This is a genomic window from Nonomuraea sp. NPDC049655, assembly GCF_044465465.1.
Classification (GTDB): domain Bacteria; phylum Actinomycetota; class Actinomycetes; order Streptosporangiales; family Streptosporangiaceae; genus Nonomuraea.
On sequence record NZ_JBITLS010000004.1, the window covers coordinates 396,496 to 415,067 of the forward strand.

The following is an 18,572-nucleotide window of genomic DNA, read 5'->3' on the forward strand; positions in this document are numbered from 1 at the left end:
AGGAATCTCTCTTGTGAACTCCCCACCCGAGACACCCTCACCAGCGGAGCGGCCGGCGATCACAGACGCCGAGCTGCTCACCGCGCACATCAACGGGGATCCACACGCGTTCAGCGAGATCGTCAAAAGGCACCGTGACCGCATGTGGGCGGTGGCGCTGCGTACTCTCGGTGACCCTGACGAGGCGGCGGACGCCGTTCAGGACGCGTTCGTCTCCGCATATCGCAAGGCCGCCTCGTTCCGAGGTGAGGCGGCCGTCACCACCTGGCTCCACCGCATCGTCGTCAACGCCTGCCTCGACCGGATGCGGCGCAAGTCCGTCCGTCCGGTGGCCGACGACGAACTGATCGAGGCCGCCGAGCGGGACAGCCCGCTCCCCGACCAGACCGTCGAGCGCGAGGTCTCGATGGAGGTTTCGGCCGCTCTGAAACTGCTGCCCGCCGACCAGCGGGCGGCGCTCGTGCTCGTGGACATGATGGGGTATTCCGTCGAAGACGCAGCTCAGGTGCTTCAGGTGCCCAGCGGCACCGTGAAGAGCAGATGCGCGCGGGGGCGCGCGAAACTTGCCCCAATTCTTTCGCATCTGCGGAACCGTTCGGACCTCAATCGCGTCTCATCCGCGAAGGGAGCAGAACTTCGTGACGGGTGATACGCACTACGATCTTGAGGTCCTGGCCGAGCTGGCAGAGGATCTCTTGGACGCCGCGACGGCACGCCGGGTCCGCGAGCATCTCGCGGTCTGCGACCCCTGTGGGGAGCTGCTGGCAGACCTGGCGGCGGTTCGCGAGGTGCTCGCGGCGACCCCAACACCGGCCATGCCGATGGGCGTCGCACTGCGCATCGACAAGGCGCTGGCCGCCGAGGCGGAGTCCCGCCGCGGGGGCGTCGACCTCGTGGAGGCACCGGACTGGGACAGGCCCATGCAGGACTCCCCGTGGGAGCAGCCGGCGGCGGAGACGCCCGAGCCGGTTCGTCTCGGGGTGGTCTCCGACGACGGCACGATCGTCCCGGCCCGGACCAGGTCGGTACGGCGGCGCAGGTGGGCCATGCCCGCCGTGGCGGCGTCGGCGGCGGCCGCGGTGGTGGTCGGCACGCTGGCGGTCTCGGGCGGGTTGCTGGCCGGCGGGGGCGGACCGGGCGGTTCGTCCGGGCCCACGGTGGCGCAGCCGATGTCGCCGTCGAAGCCGTCCCACCAGCGGGCGAGGGCCTACGCGCTGACCGACAGCAACTACAACTACAGCGACCGGGAGCTGCGCCAGCCGCTGCTCGGGTACTTCGGCGCCGCTCCGGCCCTCGAAGGCCCCACGGACACCGCCAGGGTCGACCGATGCGTCGGCAAGGTGGCCGCCCGATCGAAGCTGAAGACGTTCGCGGTCGACCAGGGCCAGTACAACGGCCAGGAGGCGCTGATCGTGGCCTCCTGGAAGGACCAGGCCGCCAAGAAGCTGCGCATCGACATCGTCGACCCGTTCAACTGCAAGAACCTGCGCAAGCCCACGTTGGGCCGCTGGTAATCGAAAGCCCACGTCAGAGCCCGCTTCGGCGGGCTCTTTCGTTTTGCGGGCAGGGCCGGGAATCAGCGCGGCCTAGGATCTGTTGAGCCCGAAGCAAACAGCAGACGAGGAAGGCGTGGGAGCGTTGAGCGACGTTCGTAACGTGATCATCATTGGGTCGGGCCCTGCGGGCTACACCGCGGCCGTCTACTCCGCGCGCGCCGAACTCAAGCCGCTGGTCTTCGAGGGCTCCGTGACGGCGGGCGGTGCGCTCATGAACACCACCGACGTGGAGAACTTCCCCGGTTTCCCTGACGGCATCATGGGCCCCGACCTGATGGACAACCTGCGCAAGCAGGCCGAGCGCTTCGGCGCCGAGCTGGTGGCCGACGACGTGGTCGAGGTCGACCTGGAGGCCAACCCCAAGGTCGTCAAGACCCACACCGACACCTACTACGCCAAGTCGGTGATCCTGGCCATGGGCTCGGGCTACCGCGAGCTCGGCCTGGAGAACGAGAAGCGCCTGTCCGGCCACGGCGTGTCCTGGTGCGCCACCTGCGACGGCTTCTTCTTCCGCAACAAGGACATCGTGGTCGTGGGCGGCGGCGACACCGCCATGGAGGAGGCGACGTTCCTGACCCGGTTCGGGCGCATGGTGACGGTCGTCCACCGCCGTGACGAGCTGCGCGCCAGCAAGATCATGCAGGAGCGCGCGTTCGCCAACGAGAAGATCCGGTTCGTCTGGGACTCCGAGGTCGTCGACGTGCTCGGCGACACCAAGGTCGAGGCGGTCAAGCTGCGCAACGTCAAGACCGGCGAGGAGTGCGAGCTGGCGACCGACGCGCTGTTCCTGGCCATCGGTCACGACCCGCGCACCGACCTGGTCAAGGGCCAGGTCGAGCTCGACGACGACGGGTACGTCAAGGTCGCCTCGCCGTCGACCGCCACCAACATCGACGGCGTGTTCGCGGCCGGCGACGTCGTCGACCACACCTACCGCCAGGCCATCACCGCGGCCGGTACCGGCTGTGCCGCCTCGCTCGACTCCGAGCGCTGGCTGGCCAACAACGAGAAGTAAGGAGCGCACCGTGAAGGCAGTTACCGACGCCACGTTCGAGACCGAGGTCCTCAAGAGCGACAAGCCCGTGCTGGTCGACTTCTGGGCCGAGTGGTGCGGCCCGTGCCGTCAGGTCGCGCCCATCCTGCAGGAGATCGCGAACGAGCACGGCGACAAGCTTGAGATCGTCAAGCTGAACATCGACGAGAACCCCGAGGTTCCCCGCCAGTACGGCGTGCTCCAGATCCCCACGATGAACGTCTACAAGGGGGGCGAGGTCGTGAAGCAGATCATCGGCGCCAAGCCGAAGGCCATGCTGCTCCGCGAGCTCGACGGCATCATCTAGTCGCCCTCATGTGAGAGCCCCCTGCGGCGGTGCCCGCGGGGGGCTTTCGTATGCCCTTCTTCGGCCCCCAAGAGCCGTCAGACGGGACGAAGGGCGCGCTCCGGGCTCATGGACCCCAGAAGGCGTTCGAGGGCCACCTCGACGTCCTCACGCCACGAGATGGCGCTCTTCAGCTCCAAACGCAGGCGCGGAAACCGCAAATGCGGTCGAACCGTCTTAAAACCCACAGAAAGCAAGTATTCAGCAGGAACTACACAACTAGGCTCTTCCCACTTCAGGTCGCCGAACGCCTCGATGGCTTTCACCCCGCGCCGGGTCAGATCCTTCGCCACGCCCTGGATCAGCATCCGGCCCAGCCCGCCGCCCGAGAACTCGGGGATGATGTGGGCCGTCATCAGCAGCACCGCGTCGGCGCTCACCGGCGAGGTGGGGAAGGCCAGCGAACGCGGGCTGTAGAGCGGCGGGCTGTAGAGGACGAACCCGGCCGGAACCCCGTCGACATAGACGATTTTCCCGCAGCTCCCCCATTCCAGCAGCGTGCCGGAGATCCAGGCCTCCTTCTCCAGCCCGGAGTCGCCGGAATGGATGGCACGCTCGCCGCTGACGGGATCGAGCTCCCAGAACACGCACCGCCGGCAGCGGCGTGGCAGATCTTCGAGATTGTCCAGGGTTATGTTGACCAGCCGGCGCGACAACTACGGCCCCTATCGTCGACCCAGAAAAGCGCGCGAAAACCGCGTCCGTTGGTGGCATGGTAGCTCAGTGAAGATGCAGCCAGCGGATACCACGACGGTCGAGCCCGGTCACGAAGGACATGTCCGACTGGCGTAATCTGGTATTTCGGTCCGATATGACACCTAGGAGGTGGGCCGTGACGGAAGAGCTGGATCACGGTCAGACACCCGCGACCCAAGGGTCGCGCATCGACGCCTACGTCGACCGGTATGCCGCGCGAGCTACCGGGATGGTCGCCTCCGAGATCCGAGCTCTCTTCGCCGTCGCGTCGAGACCCGAGGTGGTCTCGCTCGCCGGCGGCATGCCGTACGTCACGGCGCTCCCCCTCGACATGGTCGGCGAGCTGGTCTCCGACCTGGTCACCACGCGCGGCACGGTCGCGCTGCAGTACGGTTCCGGCCAGGGTGACCCGCACCTGCGCGAGCAGATCTGCGAGGTCATGCGGCTGGAGGGGATCGAGGCCGGGGCGAACGACGTCGTCGTCACCGTCGGTTCACAGCAGGCGCTCGACCTGATCACCCGGATCTTCATCGACCCGGGCGACGTCGTGCTCGCCGAAGGCCCCTCGTACGTCGGGGCCCTCGGGACGTTCTCCGCCTACCAGGCCAAAGTGGTCCACATCGCCATGGACGATCAGGGCATCGTGCCCGAATCGCTGGCGCAGACCATCTACGCGCTGGAGACCGCCGGAGCTCCCGTCAAGTTCCTCTACACGATCCCGACCTTCCAGAACCCGGCCGGCGTCACGCTCAACCTGGCCAGGCGGCAGCAGGTGCTCGACATCTGCCAGCGTGCCGGCATCCTCATCATCGAGGACAACCCGTACGGGCTGCTCGGCTTCGACGGCGAGCCCATGCGCGCCCTGCGCGCCGACAACCCCGACGGCGTGGTCTACCTGGGGTCGTTCTCCAAGACGCTCGCCCCCGGCTTCCGCGTCGGCTGGGCGCTCGCGCCGCACGCCATCCGCGACAAGCTGATCCTGGCCATGGAGTCGGCCGTGCTGTCGCACTCGGTGTTCACGCAGCTCGCCGTGGGCCAATTCCTGGCCACGCAGCCGTGGCGGGAGCAGATCAAGTCCTTCAAGGAGCTCTACCGCGAGCGGCGCGACTCCATGCTGGACTCCCTGGAGGCCCTGATGCCGCCCGAGGTCACCTGGACCCGGCCTGCCGGCGGCTTCTTCGTCTGGGCGACCCTGCCCGAAGGGCTCGACTCCAAGGCGATCCTGCCGCGGGCCGTGGCCGAGCGGGTGGCGTTCGTGCCCGGCACCGGGTTCTTCTCCGACGGCAGCGGCGCCCGGCACATGCGACTGTCCTACTGCTTCCCCGAGCCCGACCGCATCCGCGAAGGCGTCCGGCGCCTGTCCGGGGTGATCGAGCAGGAGATGCAGCTCCGGGACATGTTCGGCACCGGCTCCGGTCCCGAGCGGGCCGGCGTTGACACGCCGGGGCCCGAACTGGCCTAGCTTTCCTCGGTACGGCCGGCGCTCCCCGGGGACGGGGACGCCGGCCGTACTCGTGTGCGGGCCTCACCTACACCATTCGCCGCCAGCCGCCGGTACGGTTGGACGCGTACGATCAGCGGAGGAGATGTGATGAGCGATCTGGGCCACGTGCTCGTGCTGGCCGGGGGCCTCTCCTATGAGCGGGAGGTGTCCCTGCGCTCCGGCCGCCGGGTGAGCGAGGTGCTGCGCGCCACGGGCATCGACGTGGAGGCCCGCGACACCGACGCCTCCCTCGTGCCCGCCATCCTCGCCGACCCGCCCGAGGCGGTGTTCGTCACCCTCCACGGCGGCGCGGGCGAGGACGGCGCGATCCGTTCCGTGCTCGAACTCCTCGACGTGCCCTACGTCGGCGCCGGCCCCGACGCCTGCCGCGTGGCCTTCGACAAGCCCACCGCCAAGGCCGTCGTACGCTCGGTCGGCCTGCGCACCCCCGAGTCCGTCACCCTCCCCAGGGAGACCTTCCACGACCTCGGCGCCACCGTCGTGCTCGGCCGCATCATCGACCGGCTCGGCCTTCCCCTGTTCGTCAAGCCCGCCCGCGGCGGCTCGGCGCTCGGCGCGTCCATCGTCCGCACGGCCGAAGAGCTGCCCGCCGCCATGGTCGGCTGCTTCGCCTACGGCGACACCGCCCTCATCGAGCGGTACGTCGAGGGCGTCGAGGTGTCGGTCTCGGTCGTCGACCTCGGCGAAGGGCCGGTGGCGCTGCCCGCCGTGGAGATCGTCCCCGACGCCGGCGTCTACGACTACGCCGCCCGATACACCGCCGGGCACACCGAGTTCTTCGCCCCCGCCCGCCTCTCCGCGGCCGCCGCCGAAGCCTGCGCCCGGATGGCCGTGACGGCGCACACGGCGTTGGGGCTGCGGGACATCTCCCGTACCGACCTGATCGTGGACGCGTCCGACGACCCGCACTTCCTTGAGGTGAACGTGGCGCCGGGGATGACGGAGACGTCGCTGCTGCCGATGGCGGCGGAGGCAGCGGGGCGCGACCTCGGCGACCTCTGCCGCACCCTCCTCCAAAACGCCGCCCACCGCCCCCGCCCCTAACCCCTTTCCAGGCCCACTCCTCCCACGGCAGCTGTTCTCCGCCGCCGCGGCAACTGTTCGCCTCCGCCGCGCGGTGACTGGTCTTCTCCGCCGCGCGGCTGCTGTTCTTCTCCGCCGCGCGGCGGCTGCCTTCTTGTCGGGCCGCGGGGGCCACCCATTGCCCGCGGCCCGACAGCCCCCTTGGCCCGTCAGGCGATGACCGCTCCCGTCATCGCACGGCTGCCGCTCCCTCGCCCCTCGTGCTGCGCCGCCCATTGTCCGCCGCACAACAGCCCCATGTCCGTCAGGGGACTACCGCCCCCGTCCCGCCGCGCGGCTGCCGCTCCCTGGCCCCTTGTGCTGCGCTTCCCGTTGCCCGCCGCACAACAGCTCTATTCGTCCGCCAGGCGACCACCGCTTTCATCTCCTGAACAGCTGTCCCCTCATCCTCGCGCGGCTGCTGCCCTCTTGTCGTGCCGTGAGCGCCGCCCGTTGCCCGCCACACGACAGCCCCCCCTTTTCCGTCAGGCGACTACCACTACCGTCCCGCTGCGGGGCTGCTGCTTTCTCGCCCCTTGTGCGGCGGCCTCCCCTCGCCCACCAGGCGACCACCGCTCGCTTCTCCCACACGGCTGCCACTCTCTTGTCGCCCGCGTCGTGCCTCCCGTAATCCGCCGCACGACAACTCTCTTCGTCCGCCAGGCCACTACCGCTCGCGTGCTCCGCATGATGCTGCTCCTGTCCCCGCGCCCACCATCTCGCGCGCCGAACTGACGGCGCCTTCTTGAGGGCCTGCTTCCTTTGTGCTCTACTGCGCCGGAGCCGCGTGCCTCGACCTCGCCGCTCTTCCTCTCTTCCCCACAGGCCGCCCCACTCCCCGACGGGGCGGCCCCGCCCTCCTTTCGATGCCTCGACTGGTTGCGGCCGCTAACTCATGGACAGCAGCCGTGGATCATTTGGCGGACACCGTCGACCTCCCCGCCGTGCCAACCGCCGCCATGCCGCACAGGCGACCGGCCGCACCCGCACTGCTCCAGAACCTTCGCCAACGGCCACCGGATGAAGCATCAGCGCGACGCCGACGGGAGACATCACCGCCAACGACTCACGAGGCATCCGCGAGAACCGCCCCGGCGGCCCGCCCCTCACAGCCTCCGCCCAAGCGCCTTGCATAGCCTTACGGTGTGCCGATCAATCCCGCCCACCCGAAGAGCTTCGCCAGCGACAACCACGCCGGCGTGCACCCAGACATCCTCAACGCCATGACCGCCGCCAACCAGGGAGACGCCCCCGCCTACGGCGACGACACCTGGACCTCGACCTTCGAGCACAAAATCAAGGAAACGTTCGGCCCCGCAGCGGAAGGCTTCACCGTACTCAACGGAGCCGGCGCCAACATGGTCGGCCTGGCCCTCATGCTCGGCCGCTACGACGCAGTCCTCTGCGCCGAGACCGCCCACATCGCCACCCACGAAACGGGCGCCACGGAACGCCTCCTGGGCGTGAAGCTCCGAACCGTCCCCACCCTTCAGGGCAAGCTCCACCCGGACGACATCAAGGCCCACCTCCACCTCCTCGGCCAGCACCACGAGCCTCAACCGACGGTCGTCTCCATCTCCCAGGTGACCGAGTTGGGCACCTGCTACTCCCCCGCCGAGATCGCCGCCCTGGCCGAAACGGCCCACGCCTCCGGCCTACGCCTCCACGTGGACGGCGCCCGCCTCGCCAACGCCGCCGCCCACCTGGACTGCTCCCTGAAAGCCATCACCACGGACGTAGGCGTGGACGTCTTCAGCTTCGGGGGCACCAAGAATGGCGCCATGGCCGCCGAAGCGGTGGTCATCCTGGACCCGTCCCTGACGGACGCTGTCCCCTACCTTCGCCGCCAGTCGCTGCAGCTGGCCTCCAAGATGCGCTTCGTCTCAGCCCAGCTCTCCGCTCTCCTGACCGACGACCTCTGGCACCGCAACGCCTCCCACGCCAACCAGATGGCACTCCGTCTGGCGGACGGTCTCGCGGACGTCCCCGGCGTCAACCTCGCCTACCCCGTGGAGTCCAACGCCGTCTTCGCCACCCTCCCCCACGCGATCTCTGAATCCCTCCTGGAGAACTACCTCTTCCACTACTGGGACGAGGCCGCAGGCACGGTCCGCTGGATGACCGCCTTCGACACCACCGAAGAACATGTGGACGACTTCCTGGCCGCCCTCCACAAGGCAGCCACCCCTTAGCCTCCGCCACCACCGTTTCACGTGAAACACCGCCACCCGCCACGCCCCCCGCCCGGAGTCCCGCCGGCGTTTCACGTGAAACGCGTCCACTCACCCATCCAGAGACGGATGCCTAGGGCGTGGGACGTGAAGGGCCGCCCCCCGAGGCCCGCCCCGGGAAGAGGTCGAGGCTGAACAGAACCCGCCAGGCGCGACCCCAGCCGCGGGACTTCGACGCGAACGAAGCTGCCGAGCAATCACCACACGGCACTAAGCGAGCTACGCAAGAGCCGGGCAAACCAAGGAGCCGAAGAACCGACCCGGCAGGGCGAACTGAGAAGCCGGGGAACCACGCAAGATGGGCGAGTCGGGGCGCCGCGCAAGCTGGAGCGCCGCGCGAGCCGGAGCGAGCTGGAGAGACCCCAAGGCCGCAGCCCGGCCAGCCATCGTGCTCCCCCCGCATGCCGCACTCACGGCGCAGCCCTGCGGACCCACCCACAACACGAAGAAGGACCAGCACAGGCGAACAGAGAACAGAGAAGAGGAGAGAGGAGAACTGAAGAGAAGGGAGAAGCGAAGAGCGGAGGAAGGGGTTTCACGTGAAAAGGCGAGTGGTTTCACGTGAAACAGGCAAGGTCAGTCCTCGCGCTCGCGCATCGCCCGTGCCGCCTCAGGCGCCATCGTCCCGATGATGCGCTCAAGGTCGTCGATCGTCGCGAACTCCACCACGATCCGCCCCTTACGCCGCCCCAAGTCGACCTTGACCTTCGTCTCGAAGTGGTCGGAGAGCCGGTCCGCCAGATGGGTCAGACCAGGAGCCGTAGGCTTGGGTGCCTGCCGCTCACGCGGCGCCTTCTGAGCGGCCTTCGCGCTGCCCATGGCGACGATCTCCTCCACCGCCCTCACGGACAGCAGTTCCGCCACGATGCGCTTGGCCAACTCAACCTGCTCCTCCGCACTGCTCAGGCCGAGCAGGGCGCGAGCGTGCCCGGCGCTGATGGTGCCGGCGGCCACGCGGAGCTGAACCTCCGGCGGGAGGTTGAGCAGCCGGAGCGTGTTGGTGATGTGGGACCGAGAGCGCCCCACCTTGCTGGCCAACTGCTCGTGGGTCGCCTGGAAGTCGTCCAGCAACTGCTGGTAGGCGGCCGCCTCTTCCAGGGCGTTCAGCTGCTCGCGCTGGAGGTTCTCGATGAGCGCGTCCCGGAGGAGGTCGGTGTCCTGGGTGTTCCGGACGATCGCCGGGACCGGGTCAAGACCGACCTGCTGGCACGCCCGCCAGCGCCGCTCCCCCATGATCAGCTCGTACTGGCCGCCACCCACGGATCGCACCACGATCGGCTGCAGAAGGCCGACCTCGCGGATGGAGTCGGCGAGCTCCTGGAGGCGCTCGTCGTCGAACACCTCACGCGGCTGACGAGGGTTGGGCACGATCGCGGTCAGCGCGACCTCTTTGAAGTACGCTCCAGCGATCGGCTTCGGACCTGCCTCGACCGTGGAACCGTTCGAGGGAGCGGGCGCCGTACCCGGGCCGTCAACGATGGGTCCGGTCGGGATGAGCGCCCCGAGTCCCTTGCCCAATCCCCGCCGCTGCTGACTCACTGCGTCTCCTCATCCAGCCGGTCGATTCCGGTCACTCCAGGAGAGGTTACCGTTGCGGGCCCAGCGGGGTGCCCCCACGCCACACACAGTCCCGTGGGATTTACGCCGACACGGTTACAAATCTGCCCAACTCACGACTCGCGCCGAACGACACCGCTCACCGTCGGCGTCCAGCGCCGACGTCCACCCCGCCGACCCGGCGCAGGCACACCGGAGCACGGGCATGACAACCCACACCCTCAGACCGTGCCTGAAAGACCCGCGAGCGACCAGCCGTCAAGCCACGGTGGCGCGGTGGGCGATCTCCCGGGCCGCGTCCATGTAGGCCATCGCCCCGCTCGACCCCGGATCGTACGTCATGACCGACTGCCCATAGCTGGGCGCCTCCGACAGCCGGACGCTGCGCGGAATGACTGTCTTCAGCACCGTCTCCCCGAAGTGCGACCGCACTTCGTCGGCGACCTGCGAAGCCAGCCGGGTACGCCCGTCGTACATCGTCAGGACGATCGTGGAGAGCCGCAGAGCCGGGTTGAGGTGCGCCTTGATGAGGTCGACGTTCCTGAGGAGCTGCCCCAGGCCCTCCAGCGCGTAGTACTCGCACTGGATCGGAATCATGACCTCCTCCGCCGCGACCAGGGCGTTGACCGTCAGCAGGCCGAGGGACGGCGGGCAGTCGATGACGATGTAGTCGAACTCCGCCTCGTACGCCGCCAGCGCCCGCCGGAGCCGGGCCTCCCGCGCCACCAGCGAGACGAGCTCGATCTCCGCGCCGGCCAGGTCGATCGTGGCGGGCGCGCAGTAGAGGTTCGGCATCTCGGGGACCTGCTTGACGATGTCCACCATGGGCAGATCGTCGACGAGCACCTGGTACACATCCGGTACGTCACCACGATGCTCCGTGGCCAGCGCCGTCGAGGCGTTGCCCTGCGGGTCGAGGTCCACCACGAGGACGCGCTGGCCGTGCATCGACAGGGCCGCGGCAATGTTCACCGAGGTGGTGGTCTTGCCGACGCCGCCCTTCTGGTTGGCCACCGCGATCACTCTGCACTTCGCCGGCCGAGGCCAGGAGTTGTCGCCGTCGCCGCTGGTGCCGCCCCTCTGGGTGGCGGCGGGCTGCTCGGTGGCTGGCTGAGGGGCAGCCGGTTGGGTGGTGGCAGGTGTTTCACGTGAAACCACTGAACTGAGCGCCTCTCGTACCAACGGCGAATCACCGGGGTTCAGGGGGGTCTGGGTCACGTTGGCCATCCTTTCAACCAGTGGTGTGCCGGTGCCGGGAATTTGCTGTTGCGACACGCCCATTTCGGGCCATCCAACCCCGGTTGGGCTCTCGGACAGACGGCTGTCCGGCCAGCCAAGACCGCAAGACGCGACTGGCACAACCGTCACCTCCTTCGTCGCCGCCTGGCTCGCTCCGGCGCGCGACCCGCTACCACCCGAACCAATGTTGCAGGCGGCTCGACCTTACCGTGCCCGACGGTCACAAGCTCGGCCGTTCGGGCCCCGCAGGCCCGCAATTGGGACTCCGCCTCGGCGAGCTCGCCGGCGGCTCGCTCCCCCTTCATGGCTATCAGCTCGCCGCCCTCACGCAGAAGAGGCATGGCCCACTTCAGCAGCCGGTCGAGTGGCGCGACCGCCCGAGCACTGGCGACGTCGAACTCCCGCTCCCCCGCCAGATCCTCGGCCCGCCCACGCAGCACCTCGACGTTGTCCAGCTTGAGCGCCTCGACGCACTCCTCCAGGAACACCGTACGGCGAAGCAACGGCTCCAGCAGCGTGACCTCGATGTCCTGGCGGACGATGGCCAGCACCAGCCCCGGCAGCCCCGCCCCCGAGCCGATGTCCACCAGCCGCACCTCCGGCGGCACGGCCTCGGCGACCACGGCGCAGTTGAGCAGGTGGCGATCCCAGATACGCGGCACCTCACGCGGCCCCAGCAAGCCCCGGACGACGCCCGGGCCCGCCAGCAGCGCCGCGAACGCGTTCGCACGGTCCCATGCCTCCCCGGCGAAGACGTCCCGCGCTATGTCCGGCGGCGCCGGAAGCTCTTCGCTCACTGGATGCTGGCCCTTTCTCGGTCTCAGGTGGTGTTCGTACTCAGGTTGCCTGCTCGGCGGTGATGCCGGTGGGCGTTCGACGGTGGGTGTCTCGACGTTCTAGGGGCGGTGTCCACCCAAGGCTAGATGTGAGATCACACTGGAAGACTAGCGGGCTGGCATGTGGGTGACGGTCGAGCACGCCGCCGCGCGCCCCTCCCGATCCACCCTCGACACCAAATCCCCTACAAACGACATAGAGCGCATATCATCCGAAAGAAGCACTCAGAGGCACTTTTCAGGACGAACAACAAGGCCAACGCACAAAACCGCGCGCTCCCCCGCTAACAGCGCCGAACTCCAACGCCAGCGCACAAAGATGCCGGACAACTCCCCAACAACAAGAAACAGGGATCGATCCGCACAAGCACGGAGACCAGCCCGCAAACCCGCCAGCGGCCCACATAGGCCCCGCATCCCGTACGTACAGCTATAGATACGGAAACGGCCGCCCATCAGCGCACCCAAGCGCCGACAGACGGCCGAACCGGCTCACCATGCACGTTTCAGGCGGGAAGGACCACCACGTACCGCTGCGGCTCCTCACCTTCGGACTCGCTGCGCAGCCCGGCGGCCGCCACCGCGTCGTGGACGATCTTCCGCTCGAACGGCGTCATCGGGTGCAGCGCCTTCGGCTCACCCTTGTCCTTGACCTGGTTGGCGACCTCGGTGCCGAGCTTGCTCAGCTCGGCCCGGCGGCGCTCGCGGTAGCCGGCGACGTCGAGCATGAGCCGCGACCGCTCCCCGGTCTGCCGGTGGACGGCCAGCCGGGTCAGCTCCTGCAGCGCCTCCAGGACCTCGCCGGCGGGCCCGACCAGCTCGTTGCCCTTGAGCCCCACGACGGAGACCATGGCGCGGTCGCCCTCGACGTCCATGTCGATGTCGCCGTCGATGTCGGCGATGTCGAGAAGGCCCTCGACGTAGTCGGCAGCGATCTCGCCTTCCTGCTCAAGCGCGTTGAGATCAGGAGCCTTCTCCTGCTCGGCCTCGGTCATGGCCGGCCTCTCCTTCGTGTTCAAGACTTCTTGCTGCCGGTGCGCTTGCTGCGGGACTGGCGGCTGGGCTGCTGCCTAATGATCTTAGGCTCCGGCGGGGCGGGAGGGGCCTCCTCTTCCGGAGTGGTCTTGCGCATCTTTGCCACCAGGCCGGGCTTGGGCGTCACGGGGATGGCGTTGCCCTTGGCGTCGAACTGCGGCATCGGGTGCCGGCTGTAGAACCAGTGCTGCTGGCCCAGCGTCCACAGGTTGGTGGTGACCCAGTAGAGGATCAGGCCCAGCGGGAAGTTGAGGCTGAAGAAGGCGAACAGCGGCGAGATGTACATCAGGATCTTCTGCTGCTGCGCCATGGGGTTGTCCGGCATCTGCGCCATCGAGCGGGTCACGCTCTGCCGGACGGTGAGGAACGTGGTCAGCGAGCTGATCGCCACGAAGAAGCCGATGACGACCTTCTGGGCGATGTCAGGAGCCTCGAAGAACGTGGCGGGCAGGGGAGCGTTGATGATCAGCGCGTGCTTGGCGCTGTCGACCAGCTCCTGCGACATGCCGAACTTGGCCTGGTCGGCGGCGATGGCCCGCAGCACGGTGAACATCGAGATGAAGATCGGGAACTGCGCCACGACGGGGAGGCAGCCACCGAGGGGGTTGGCGCCCGCGCCCTGGTACAGCGCCATGACCTCCTGGTTCATGCGCTGCTTGTCGTTCTTGTAGCGCTTGCGGAGCTCCTGGACCTTCGGTGCCAGCTCCTGCATCTTCCGCGACGACCGCATCTGCTTGAGGAACAGCGGGAAGATGAGGATCCGCATGCAGACGGTCAGCGTGACGATGGTCAGCGCCCAGGTCAACCCGCTGTTGGGGTCGAGGAAAGTGCTGTAGACCTGGTGGATCCAGGTGATGACTTGGGCGACGGCCGTGTACAGCCAATTGAGCCAGGACAGCTCCACCGAGCTAGCTCCCTTGCGTTTCGTGGGACCGGACCGGGCGTGGGGGCACCGGGTCTATACCTCCGGGATGGAATGGGTGGCACCGCCCGATGCGCCGGACAGTCAGCCATGTGCCGCGCAATGCCCCATGTACGGCAATCGCCTCGAGCCCATACGCGCTGCACGACGGGTAGAACCGGCAGCGTGGACCGAGCATCGGGCTGATGAACGCCCGGTAGAACCGAATGGGGATGATCAGCGCCCGGGCGGTGAGGCCCGGCATCCCTTGCGGCTGCTCCGTCATCTGTGTCCACCCGTCGAGGACTCGCGCCGCCTGAACAAACGATCCAGCGCGGCGTCGAGATCGGCGGCCAGTTGCTCGACGCACGCGGACGCGGCCGGTGGATTGGCGCGTACCACCAGCAGGCTACCTCGCGGCAGCCGGTCGAGACGGTCGCGCATCAGGTGTCGGAGCCGTCGTTTGACCTTGTTCCGGGTCACCGCGCCACCAACGGCCTTGCTCACCACGAAACCAACCAGAGGTGTCTCTTCCCCAGAAAGGTTGAGATGCACCACCAAAGTGGGGCGTCCGGCGCGTTTGCCGCGTCGGACCGCCGCTTCGAACTCGTCCCCGCGCCGCATGCGGGATTGACGGGACAGCACCGTATACGCCTAACGCCCGTCGGCGAGGTACACCGACGGGCCGGACTTCGGGCGCGGGTCGATCAGGCCGACAGCTTCTCGCGGCCCTTGCGGCGACGGGCAGCGAGGATGGCGCGACCGGCCCGGGTGCGCATCCGCAGCCGGAAGCCGTGGGTCTTCGCGCGGCGACGGTTGTTCGGCTGGAAAGTACGCTTGCTCACGGGTGGGCTCCAGGCTTGAAGGTGCGCCCAGGGGCGCTTATACACACATGGCTGGCCTGCCGTGGGAGCGAGGGCACGCGAAATAGCCGTCGCGTGGCAAGCCGACCGTCGTACGTTACGGGCCAACGGCGTCCCAGGTCAAACTGAACGGGTTATCCACTGATCCACAGGCGACTTTTCCACCGCCGGGCCCACGTCCACAGTTTGTGCATCCAGGTGCCACTACGCTGTGGACAACGTCTTGAACACAGCTGTGCACATGGATACTGTCGGCCCTTCTGGACCACCGGAAACACCGTGCACAGCCTGTGGATCTCCTGTGGAGGACCTGGGTACGAAGCCCTGCCGCCACGCTGTGGACGAAGGGGTCGCCGACCGCTCGGGGCGACCACGGTCATGTGGATAAACGATCGCGGGGGGCCGCGAGAGGAAGGAGGGGAGCCGCACCATGAGTGGTGTCGACCTCGGCACGGTATGGGCGAGGGCCCTGGGCAACTTCCTCAACGAGAACGTGCCCATCCAGCAGCGCACCTGGCTGTCGATGGTCCGTCCGATCGCTCTCGCGGACGACACGATCGTGCTCGGCGTCCCCAACGACTTCCTCAAGGACCTCATCGAGGGCAAGTTGCGCCCGCTGGTGGCCCACGCGCTGTCCCAGGAGCTGGGGATGACGATGCGGCTGGCCGTGATGATCGACACCACGGCTCCGGAACAGCCTTTGCCGGACGCCCATCAACAGCCTGTGAATGTGCCTTATCCCCAGAGTGTGGATAGCCAGCCGCGTTACACACAGCCGGTGCAACCCCAGCACTACCAGGCATCCGAGCCCCCGCAGTTCTATTCTCCACAGCCCGAGCAGCCTCCGGCGTCCACCGAATATCCACAGCCTTCGTTCTCTTTTGAACAGGTGCAGCCGTACACACCGCCTGTGGAGAAAGCGCCGGAGCCGGCGCCGAATCGCTGGGAAGCGAAGAGCAACAAGCCCAGCGAGCCGGCCAGACTCAACCAGAAGTACACATTTGAGACATTCGTCATCGGCGCCAGCAACCGGTTCGCGCACGCCGCGGCCGTGGCGGTGGCCGAATCCCCCGCGAAGGCGTACAACCCGCTCTTCATTTACGGCGACTCCGGCCTGGGGAAGACCCACTTGCTGCACGCGATCGGGCATTACGCGCAGAGCCTGTACGACGGCGCCCGGGTGAGATACGTGAGCTCGGAGGAGTTCACCAACGACTTCATCAACAGCATCCGCGACCACAAGGCCGACGGCTTCCGCGGCCGCTACCGCGCGATCGACATCCTGCTTGTGGACGACATCCAGTTCCTGGAGGGCAAGGAACAGACGCAGGAGGAGTTCTTCCACACCTTCAACACCCTGCACAACGCCAACAAGCAGATCGTCATCTCCAGCGACCGCGCGCCCAAGCAGCTCATCACGCTGGAGGACCGGCTGCGCAACCGGTTCGAGTGGGGCCTGATCACCGACGTCCAGCCGCCTGAGCTGGAGACCCGCATCGCGATCCTGCGGAAGAAGGCCATCCAGGAGGGCCTGGCCGCGCCGCCCGAGGTGCTGGAGTACATCGCGAGCCGGATCTCCACCAACATCCGCGAGCTGGAGGGCGCCCTGATCAGGGTGACCGCGTTCGCCAGCCTCAACAGGCAGGGCGTGGACCTGCAGCTCGCCGAGGTCGTGCTGAAGGACCTGATCACCTCGGAGTCCGACACCGAGATCACGATCGCGGCCATTATGACCGAGACCGCCAACTACTTCGGCATCAGCATCGAAGACCTGTGCGGCACCTCGCGCAGCCGCGCGCTCGTCAACGCCCGGCAGATCGCCATGTACCTGGCGCGCGAGCTGACCGAGCTGTCGCTGCCGAAGATCGGCCAGCAGTTCGGCGGCCGCGACCACACCACCGTGATGCACGCCGAGCGCAAGATCCGGTCGCTCATCGCCGAGCGCAGGTCGATGTACAACCAGGTCAACGAGCTGACAATGCGTATCAAACAGAGCAAGCGTGGATCTTGATGCTCGTACACAGCCTGTGGAAAACACTGTGGACCAGCGGAAACGCAAAATCGGCGCGTCGGTACGACCGCCAATGCCGGGAAAAATCCACCCACAAGGGCTGGGGACGAATCTGGGGACATCCTGAGGAGAACCTGGGGATGACTCGTGGATAACGTGTGGACGGCCTGTGAACAGTCGATCTGGGACTCCAGAAGGCCCCCTCTTACCCCGTGGACAACCTGTGGAAACCTCGTGGATAACCGGTGGATGAACACCCCATGATCTGGGGACGGCCTGTGGGCGACGAATCTCCATCCCCAGGCGGCGAAGTTTCCCCCAGGCGTCACCCACACCCTCGGTGGATGAAAACAGGGGCACTGAGCTGCGAGGACATCAGTTGTCCACAGTTCCCACAGCCCCTAGTGTGATGACCTCTTATCTCTCTTACTAAGAAAATCAAAGACCCATAGAGGGGTTCTCCCCGAACCGCGGTGCGGGAGAGTGAACACTTGAATCAACGACGAACCCAGGAGGCTGATCACCGTGATGTTCCGAATCGAGCGAGACGTCCTCGCTGAGGCGGTGGCATGGACGGCACGCAGTCTCCCGGCGCGCCCGTCGGTGCCCGTGCTCGCCGGCATGCGCCTGGAGGTGACGGAGGGCCAGCAGCTCAAGCTGTCGGGGTTCGACTACGAGGTCTCCGCCGAGGTCACGCTCGAACTCCACACCGGTGAGGCGGGCGTCGTCCTGGTCTCGGGCAAGCTGCTCGCCGAGATCACGCGCGCGCTTCCCGCACAGCCTGTGGACTTCGTGGTGGAAGGCGCCAAGGCCGTCGTCACTTGCGGCAGCGCCCGGTTCACCCTGCTGACCATGCCTGTGGAGGACTACCCGTCGCTCCCGGCCATGCCGCCGGCCGCCGGGCGGGTGGGCAGCGACGTGTTCGCCTCCGCCGTCAGCCAGGTCGCCGTCGCGGCGGGCCGGGACGACACGCTGCCGATGCTCACGGGCGTGCGCATGGAGATCGAGGGCGACACCGTCACCCTCGCCGCCACCGACCGCTACCGGCTCGCCGTGCGCGAGCTCAAGTGGCAGCCGGGCCAGCCCGACTTCGCCGCGATCGCGATGATCCCCGGCAAGACGCTCGCCGACACCGCCAAGGCCCTCGGCACCACCGGCGCCGAGGTGGAGATCGCGCTCAGCTCGGCCGGCGGCACCGGCGAGGGCATGATCGGCTTCTCCAGCGCGGGCCGGCGCACCACGACGCGGCTGCTCGACCCCGAGTTCCCCAAGTACCGCTCGCTGCTGCCCACGGAGTTCTCCGCGCGCGCCGACCTGTCCACAGGCCCGTTCGTCGAGGCGGTCAAGCGCGTGGCCCTGGTCGCCGAGCGCAACACCCCCGTACGTCTGGCGTTCAGGAGCGGCGAGGTCGTGCTGGAGGCCGGCAGCGGCGACGAGGCGCAGGCCGTCGAGGCACTGCCCGTGGATTACGAGGGCGAGGAGATGAACATCGCCTTCAACCACCAGTTCCTGCTGGAGGGGCTCGGCGCGATCGACTCGGACGTGGCGCGCCTGCAGATGACGACCTCGACCAAACCGGCCATCCTCACAGGGGGCAAGCCTGTGGACGAAGGCGCAGGTACGGACTACCGTTACCTGATCATGCCCATCCGCCTGTCGGGCTGATCCCGTCATCGGGGATGATGGAAGCCTGACAAGGGGG

At 67.7% G+C, this 18,572-nt stretch carries 18 protein-coding genes; 9 read left to right on the top strand and 9 right to left on the bottom strand.

Annotated features, from left to right (window positions below; all coding sequences use genetic code 11):
• Nucleotides 1-13 precede the first annotated feature (13 nt).
• From sigM to trxA, 4 genes are all read left to right on the top strand, one after another.
• Nucleotides 14-649: an RNA polymerase sigma factor SigM gene (gene sigM / locus ACIBQ6_RS15825; RefSeq protein WP_352322958.1), complete on the top strand. Its 636-nt coding sequence runs from the start codon at nucleotides 14-16 to the stop codon at nucleotides 647-649.
• Nucleotides 639-1,514 carry an anti-sigma factor family protein gene (locus ACIBQ6_RS15830; RefSeq protein ID WP_397212562.1) on the top strand — a complete coding sequence of 292 codons (876 nt, stop codon included), beginning with the start codon at nucleotides 639-641 and terminating at the stop codon, nucleotides 1,512-1,514. The genes sigM and ACIBQ6_RS15830 overlap by 11 nt, the downstream gene beginning before the upstream one ends.
• Before the next feature lie 124 nt (nucleotides 1,515-1,638).
• A complete protein-coding gene (gene trxB, locus ACIBQ6_RS15835) occupies nucleotides 1,639-2,571 on the top strand; it encodes a thioredoxin-disulfide reductase (RefSeq protein WP_358291212.1) in 933 nt (310 codons plus the stop codon).
• A gap of 10 nt (nucleotides 2,572-2,581) precedes the next feature.
• Nucleotides 2,582-2,896, top strand: a complete 315-nt coding sequence (trxA, locus tag ACIBQ6_RS15840) for a thioredoxin (protein WP_352322961.1) — start codon at nucleotides 2,582-2,584, stop codon at nucleotides 2,894-2,896.
• A gap of 77 nt (nucleotides 2,897-2,973) precedes the next feature.
• Here the strand turns inward: trxA and ACIBQ6_RS15845 are convergent, their stop codons facing one another.
• Nucleotides 2,974-3,591, bottom strand: coding sequence for a GNAT family N-acetyltransferase (locus ACIBQ6_RS15845; protein WP_352322962.1), 618 nt, complete (start codon nucleotides 3,589-3,591; stop codon nucleotides 2,974-2,976).
• 155 nt (nucleotides 3,592-3,746) lie between these two features.
• On the opposite strand from ACIBQ6_RS15845, the gene ACIBQ6_RS15850 reads away from it, so the two are divergent.
• The 3 genes from ACIBQ6_RS15850 (at nucleotide 3,747) to ACIBQ6_RS15860 (ending at nucleotide 8,389) form a co-directional block, all read left to right on the top strand.
• Nucleotides 3,747-5,093 carry a PLP-dependent aminotransferase family protein gene (locus ACIBQ6_RS15850; protein WP_397178812.1) on the top strand — a complete coding sequence of 449 codons (1,347 nt, stop codon included), beginning with the start codon at nucleotides 3,747-3,749 and terminating at the stop codon, nucleotides 5,091-5,093.
• Between the two features lie 129 nt (nucleotides 5,094-5,222).
• Nucleotides 5,223-6,179 carry a D-alanine--D-alanine ligase gene (locus ACIBQ6_RS15855; RefSeq protein ID WP_352362290.1) on the top strand — a complete coding sequence of 319 codons (957 nt, stop codon included), beginning with the start codon at nucleotides 5,223-5,225 and terminating at the stop codon, nucleotides 6,177-6,179.
• 1,163 nt (nucleotides 6,180-7,342) lie between these two features.
• Nucleotides 7,343-8,389 (top strand): threonine aldolase family protein, encoded by a 1,047-nt coding sequence (locus tag ACIBQ6_RS15860; protein ID WP_397212564.1) that lies wholly within the window; start codon nucleotides 7,343-7,345, stop codon nucleotides 8,387-8,389.
• Between the two features lie 615 nt (nucleotides 8,390-9,004).
• Here the strand turns inward: ACIBQ6_RS15860 and ACIBQ6_RS15865 are convergent.
• The 8 genes from ACIBQ6_RS15865 to rpmH all read right to left on the bottom strand — a co-directional run bounded on the left by ACIBQ6_RS15865 (nucleotide 9,005) and on the right by rpmH (nucleotide 14,841).
• Nucleotides 9,005-9,967 (bottom strand): ParB/RepB/Spo0J family partition protein, encoded by a 963-nt coding sequence (locus ACIBQ6_RS15865; protein WP_397212566.1) that lies wholly within the window; start codon nucleotides 9,965-9,967, stop codon nucleotides 9,005-9,007.
• A 276-nt stretch (nucleotides 9,968-10,243) separates the two neighbouring features.
• A complete protein-coding gene (locus tag ACIBQ6_RS15870) occupies nucleotides 10,244-11,203 on the bottom strand; it encodes a ParA family protein (RefSeq protein WP_397212568.1) in 960 nt (319 codons plus the stop codon).
• A gap of 146 nt (nucleotides 11,204-11,349) precedes the next feature.
• A complete protein-coding gene (rsmG, locus tag ACIBQ6_RS15875) occupies nucleotides 11,350-12,021 on the bottom strand; it encodes a 16S rRNA (guanine(527)-N(7))-methyltransferase RsmG (protein WP_352322967.1) in 672 nt (223 codons plus the stop codon).
• A 545-nt stretch (nucleotides 12,022-12,566) separates the two neighbouring features.
• Nucleotides 12,567-13,055 (bottom strand): R3H domain-containing nucleic acid-binding protein, encoded by a 489-nt coding sequence (locus ACIBQ6_RS15880; protein WP_352362298.1) that lies wholly within the window; start codon nucleotides 13,053-13,055, stop codon nucleotides 12,567-12,569.
• Between the two features lie 20 nt (nucleotides 13,056-13,075).
• The gene (gene yidC, locus ACIBQ6_RS15885) at nucleotides 13,076-13,999 is read right to left on the bottom strand and encodes a membrane protein insertase YidC (protein ID WP_352362300.1); all 924 of its coding nucleotides are present in this window, start codon (nucleotides 13,997-13,999) and stop codon (nucleotides 13,076-13,078) included.
• Nucleotides 14,000-14,003: 4 nt separating this feature from the next.
• Entirely contained in the window at nucleotides 14,004-14,261 is a 258-nt protein-coding gene (gene yidD / locus ACIBQ6_RS15890; protein ID WP_397212841.1) for a membrane protein insertion efficiency factor YidD, read from the bottom strand.
• A 17-nt stretch (nucleotides 14,262-14,278) separates the two neighbouring features.
• Nucleotides 14,279-14,641: a ribonuclease P protein component gene (gene rnpA / locus ACIBQ6_RS15895; RefSeq protein ID WP_397212570.1), complete on the bottom strand. Its 363-nt coding sequence runs from the start codon at nucleotides 14,639-14,641 to the stop codon at nucleotides 14,279-14,281.
• A 62-nt stretch (nucleotides 14,642-14,703) separates the two neighbouring features.
• The gene (gene rpmH, locus ACIBQ6_RS15900; protein WP_043614899.1) at nucleotides 14,704-14,841 is read right to left on the bottom strand and encodes a 50S ribosomal protein L34; all 138 of its coding nucleotides are present in this window, start codon (nucleotides 14,839-14,841) and stop codon (nucleotides 14,704-14,706) included.
• 448 nt (nucleotides 14,842-15,289) lie between these two features.
• Here rpmH and dnaA point away from each other — a divergent pair, with 448 nt between their 5' ends.
• Nucleotides 15,290-16,870 (top strand): chromosomal replication initiator protein DnaA, encoded by a 1,581-nt coding sequence (gene dnaA, locus ACIBQ6_RS15905; RefSeq protein WP_357974053.1) that lies wholly within the window; start codon nucleotides 15,290-15,292, stop codon nucleotides 16,868-16,870.
• Between the two features lie 525 nt (nucleotides 16,871-17,395).
• Nucleotides 17,396-18,535, top strand: a complete 1,140-nt coding sequence (gene dnaN, locus ACIBQ6_RS15910) for a DNA polymerase III subunit beta (RefSeq protein WP_352324554.1) — start codon at nucleotides 17,396-17,398, stop codon at nucleotides 18,533-18,535.
• Nucleotides 18,536-18,572 lie beyond the last annotated feature (37 nt).

Excerpts from the sequence above, each read along its gene's own strand:
- ACIBQ6_RS15850 (WP_397178812.1), top strand. The coding sequence starts at position 3,747 with ATGACACCTAGGAGGTGGGCCGTGACGGAAGAGCTGGATCACGGTCAG.
- ACIBQ6_RS15855 (WP_352362290.1), top strand. The coding sequence starts at position 5,223 with ATGAGCGATCTGGGCCACGTGCTCGTGCTGGCCGGGGGCCTCTCCTAT.
- ACIBQ6_RS15880 (WP_352362298.1), bottom strand. The coding sequence starts at position 13,055 with ATGACCGAGGCCGAGCAGGAGAAGGCTCCTGATCTCAACGCGCTTGAG.
- yidD (WP_397212841.1), bottom strand. The coding sequence starts at position 14,261 with ATGCCGGGCCTCACCGCCCGGGCGCTGATCATCCCCATTCGGTTCTAC.
- dnaA (WP_357974053.1), top strand. The coding sequence starts at position 15,290 with ATGAGTGGTGTCGACCTCGGCACGGTATGGGCGAGGGCCCTGGGCAAC.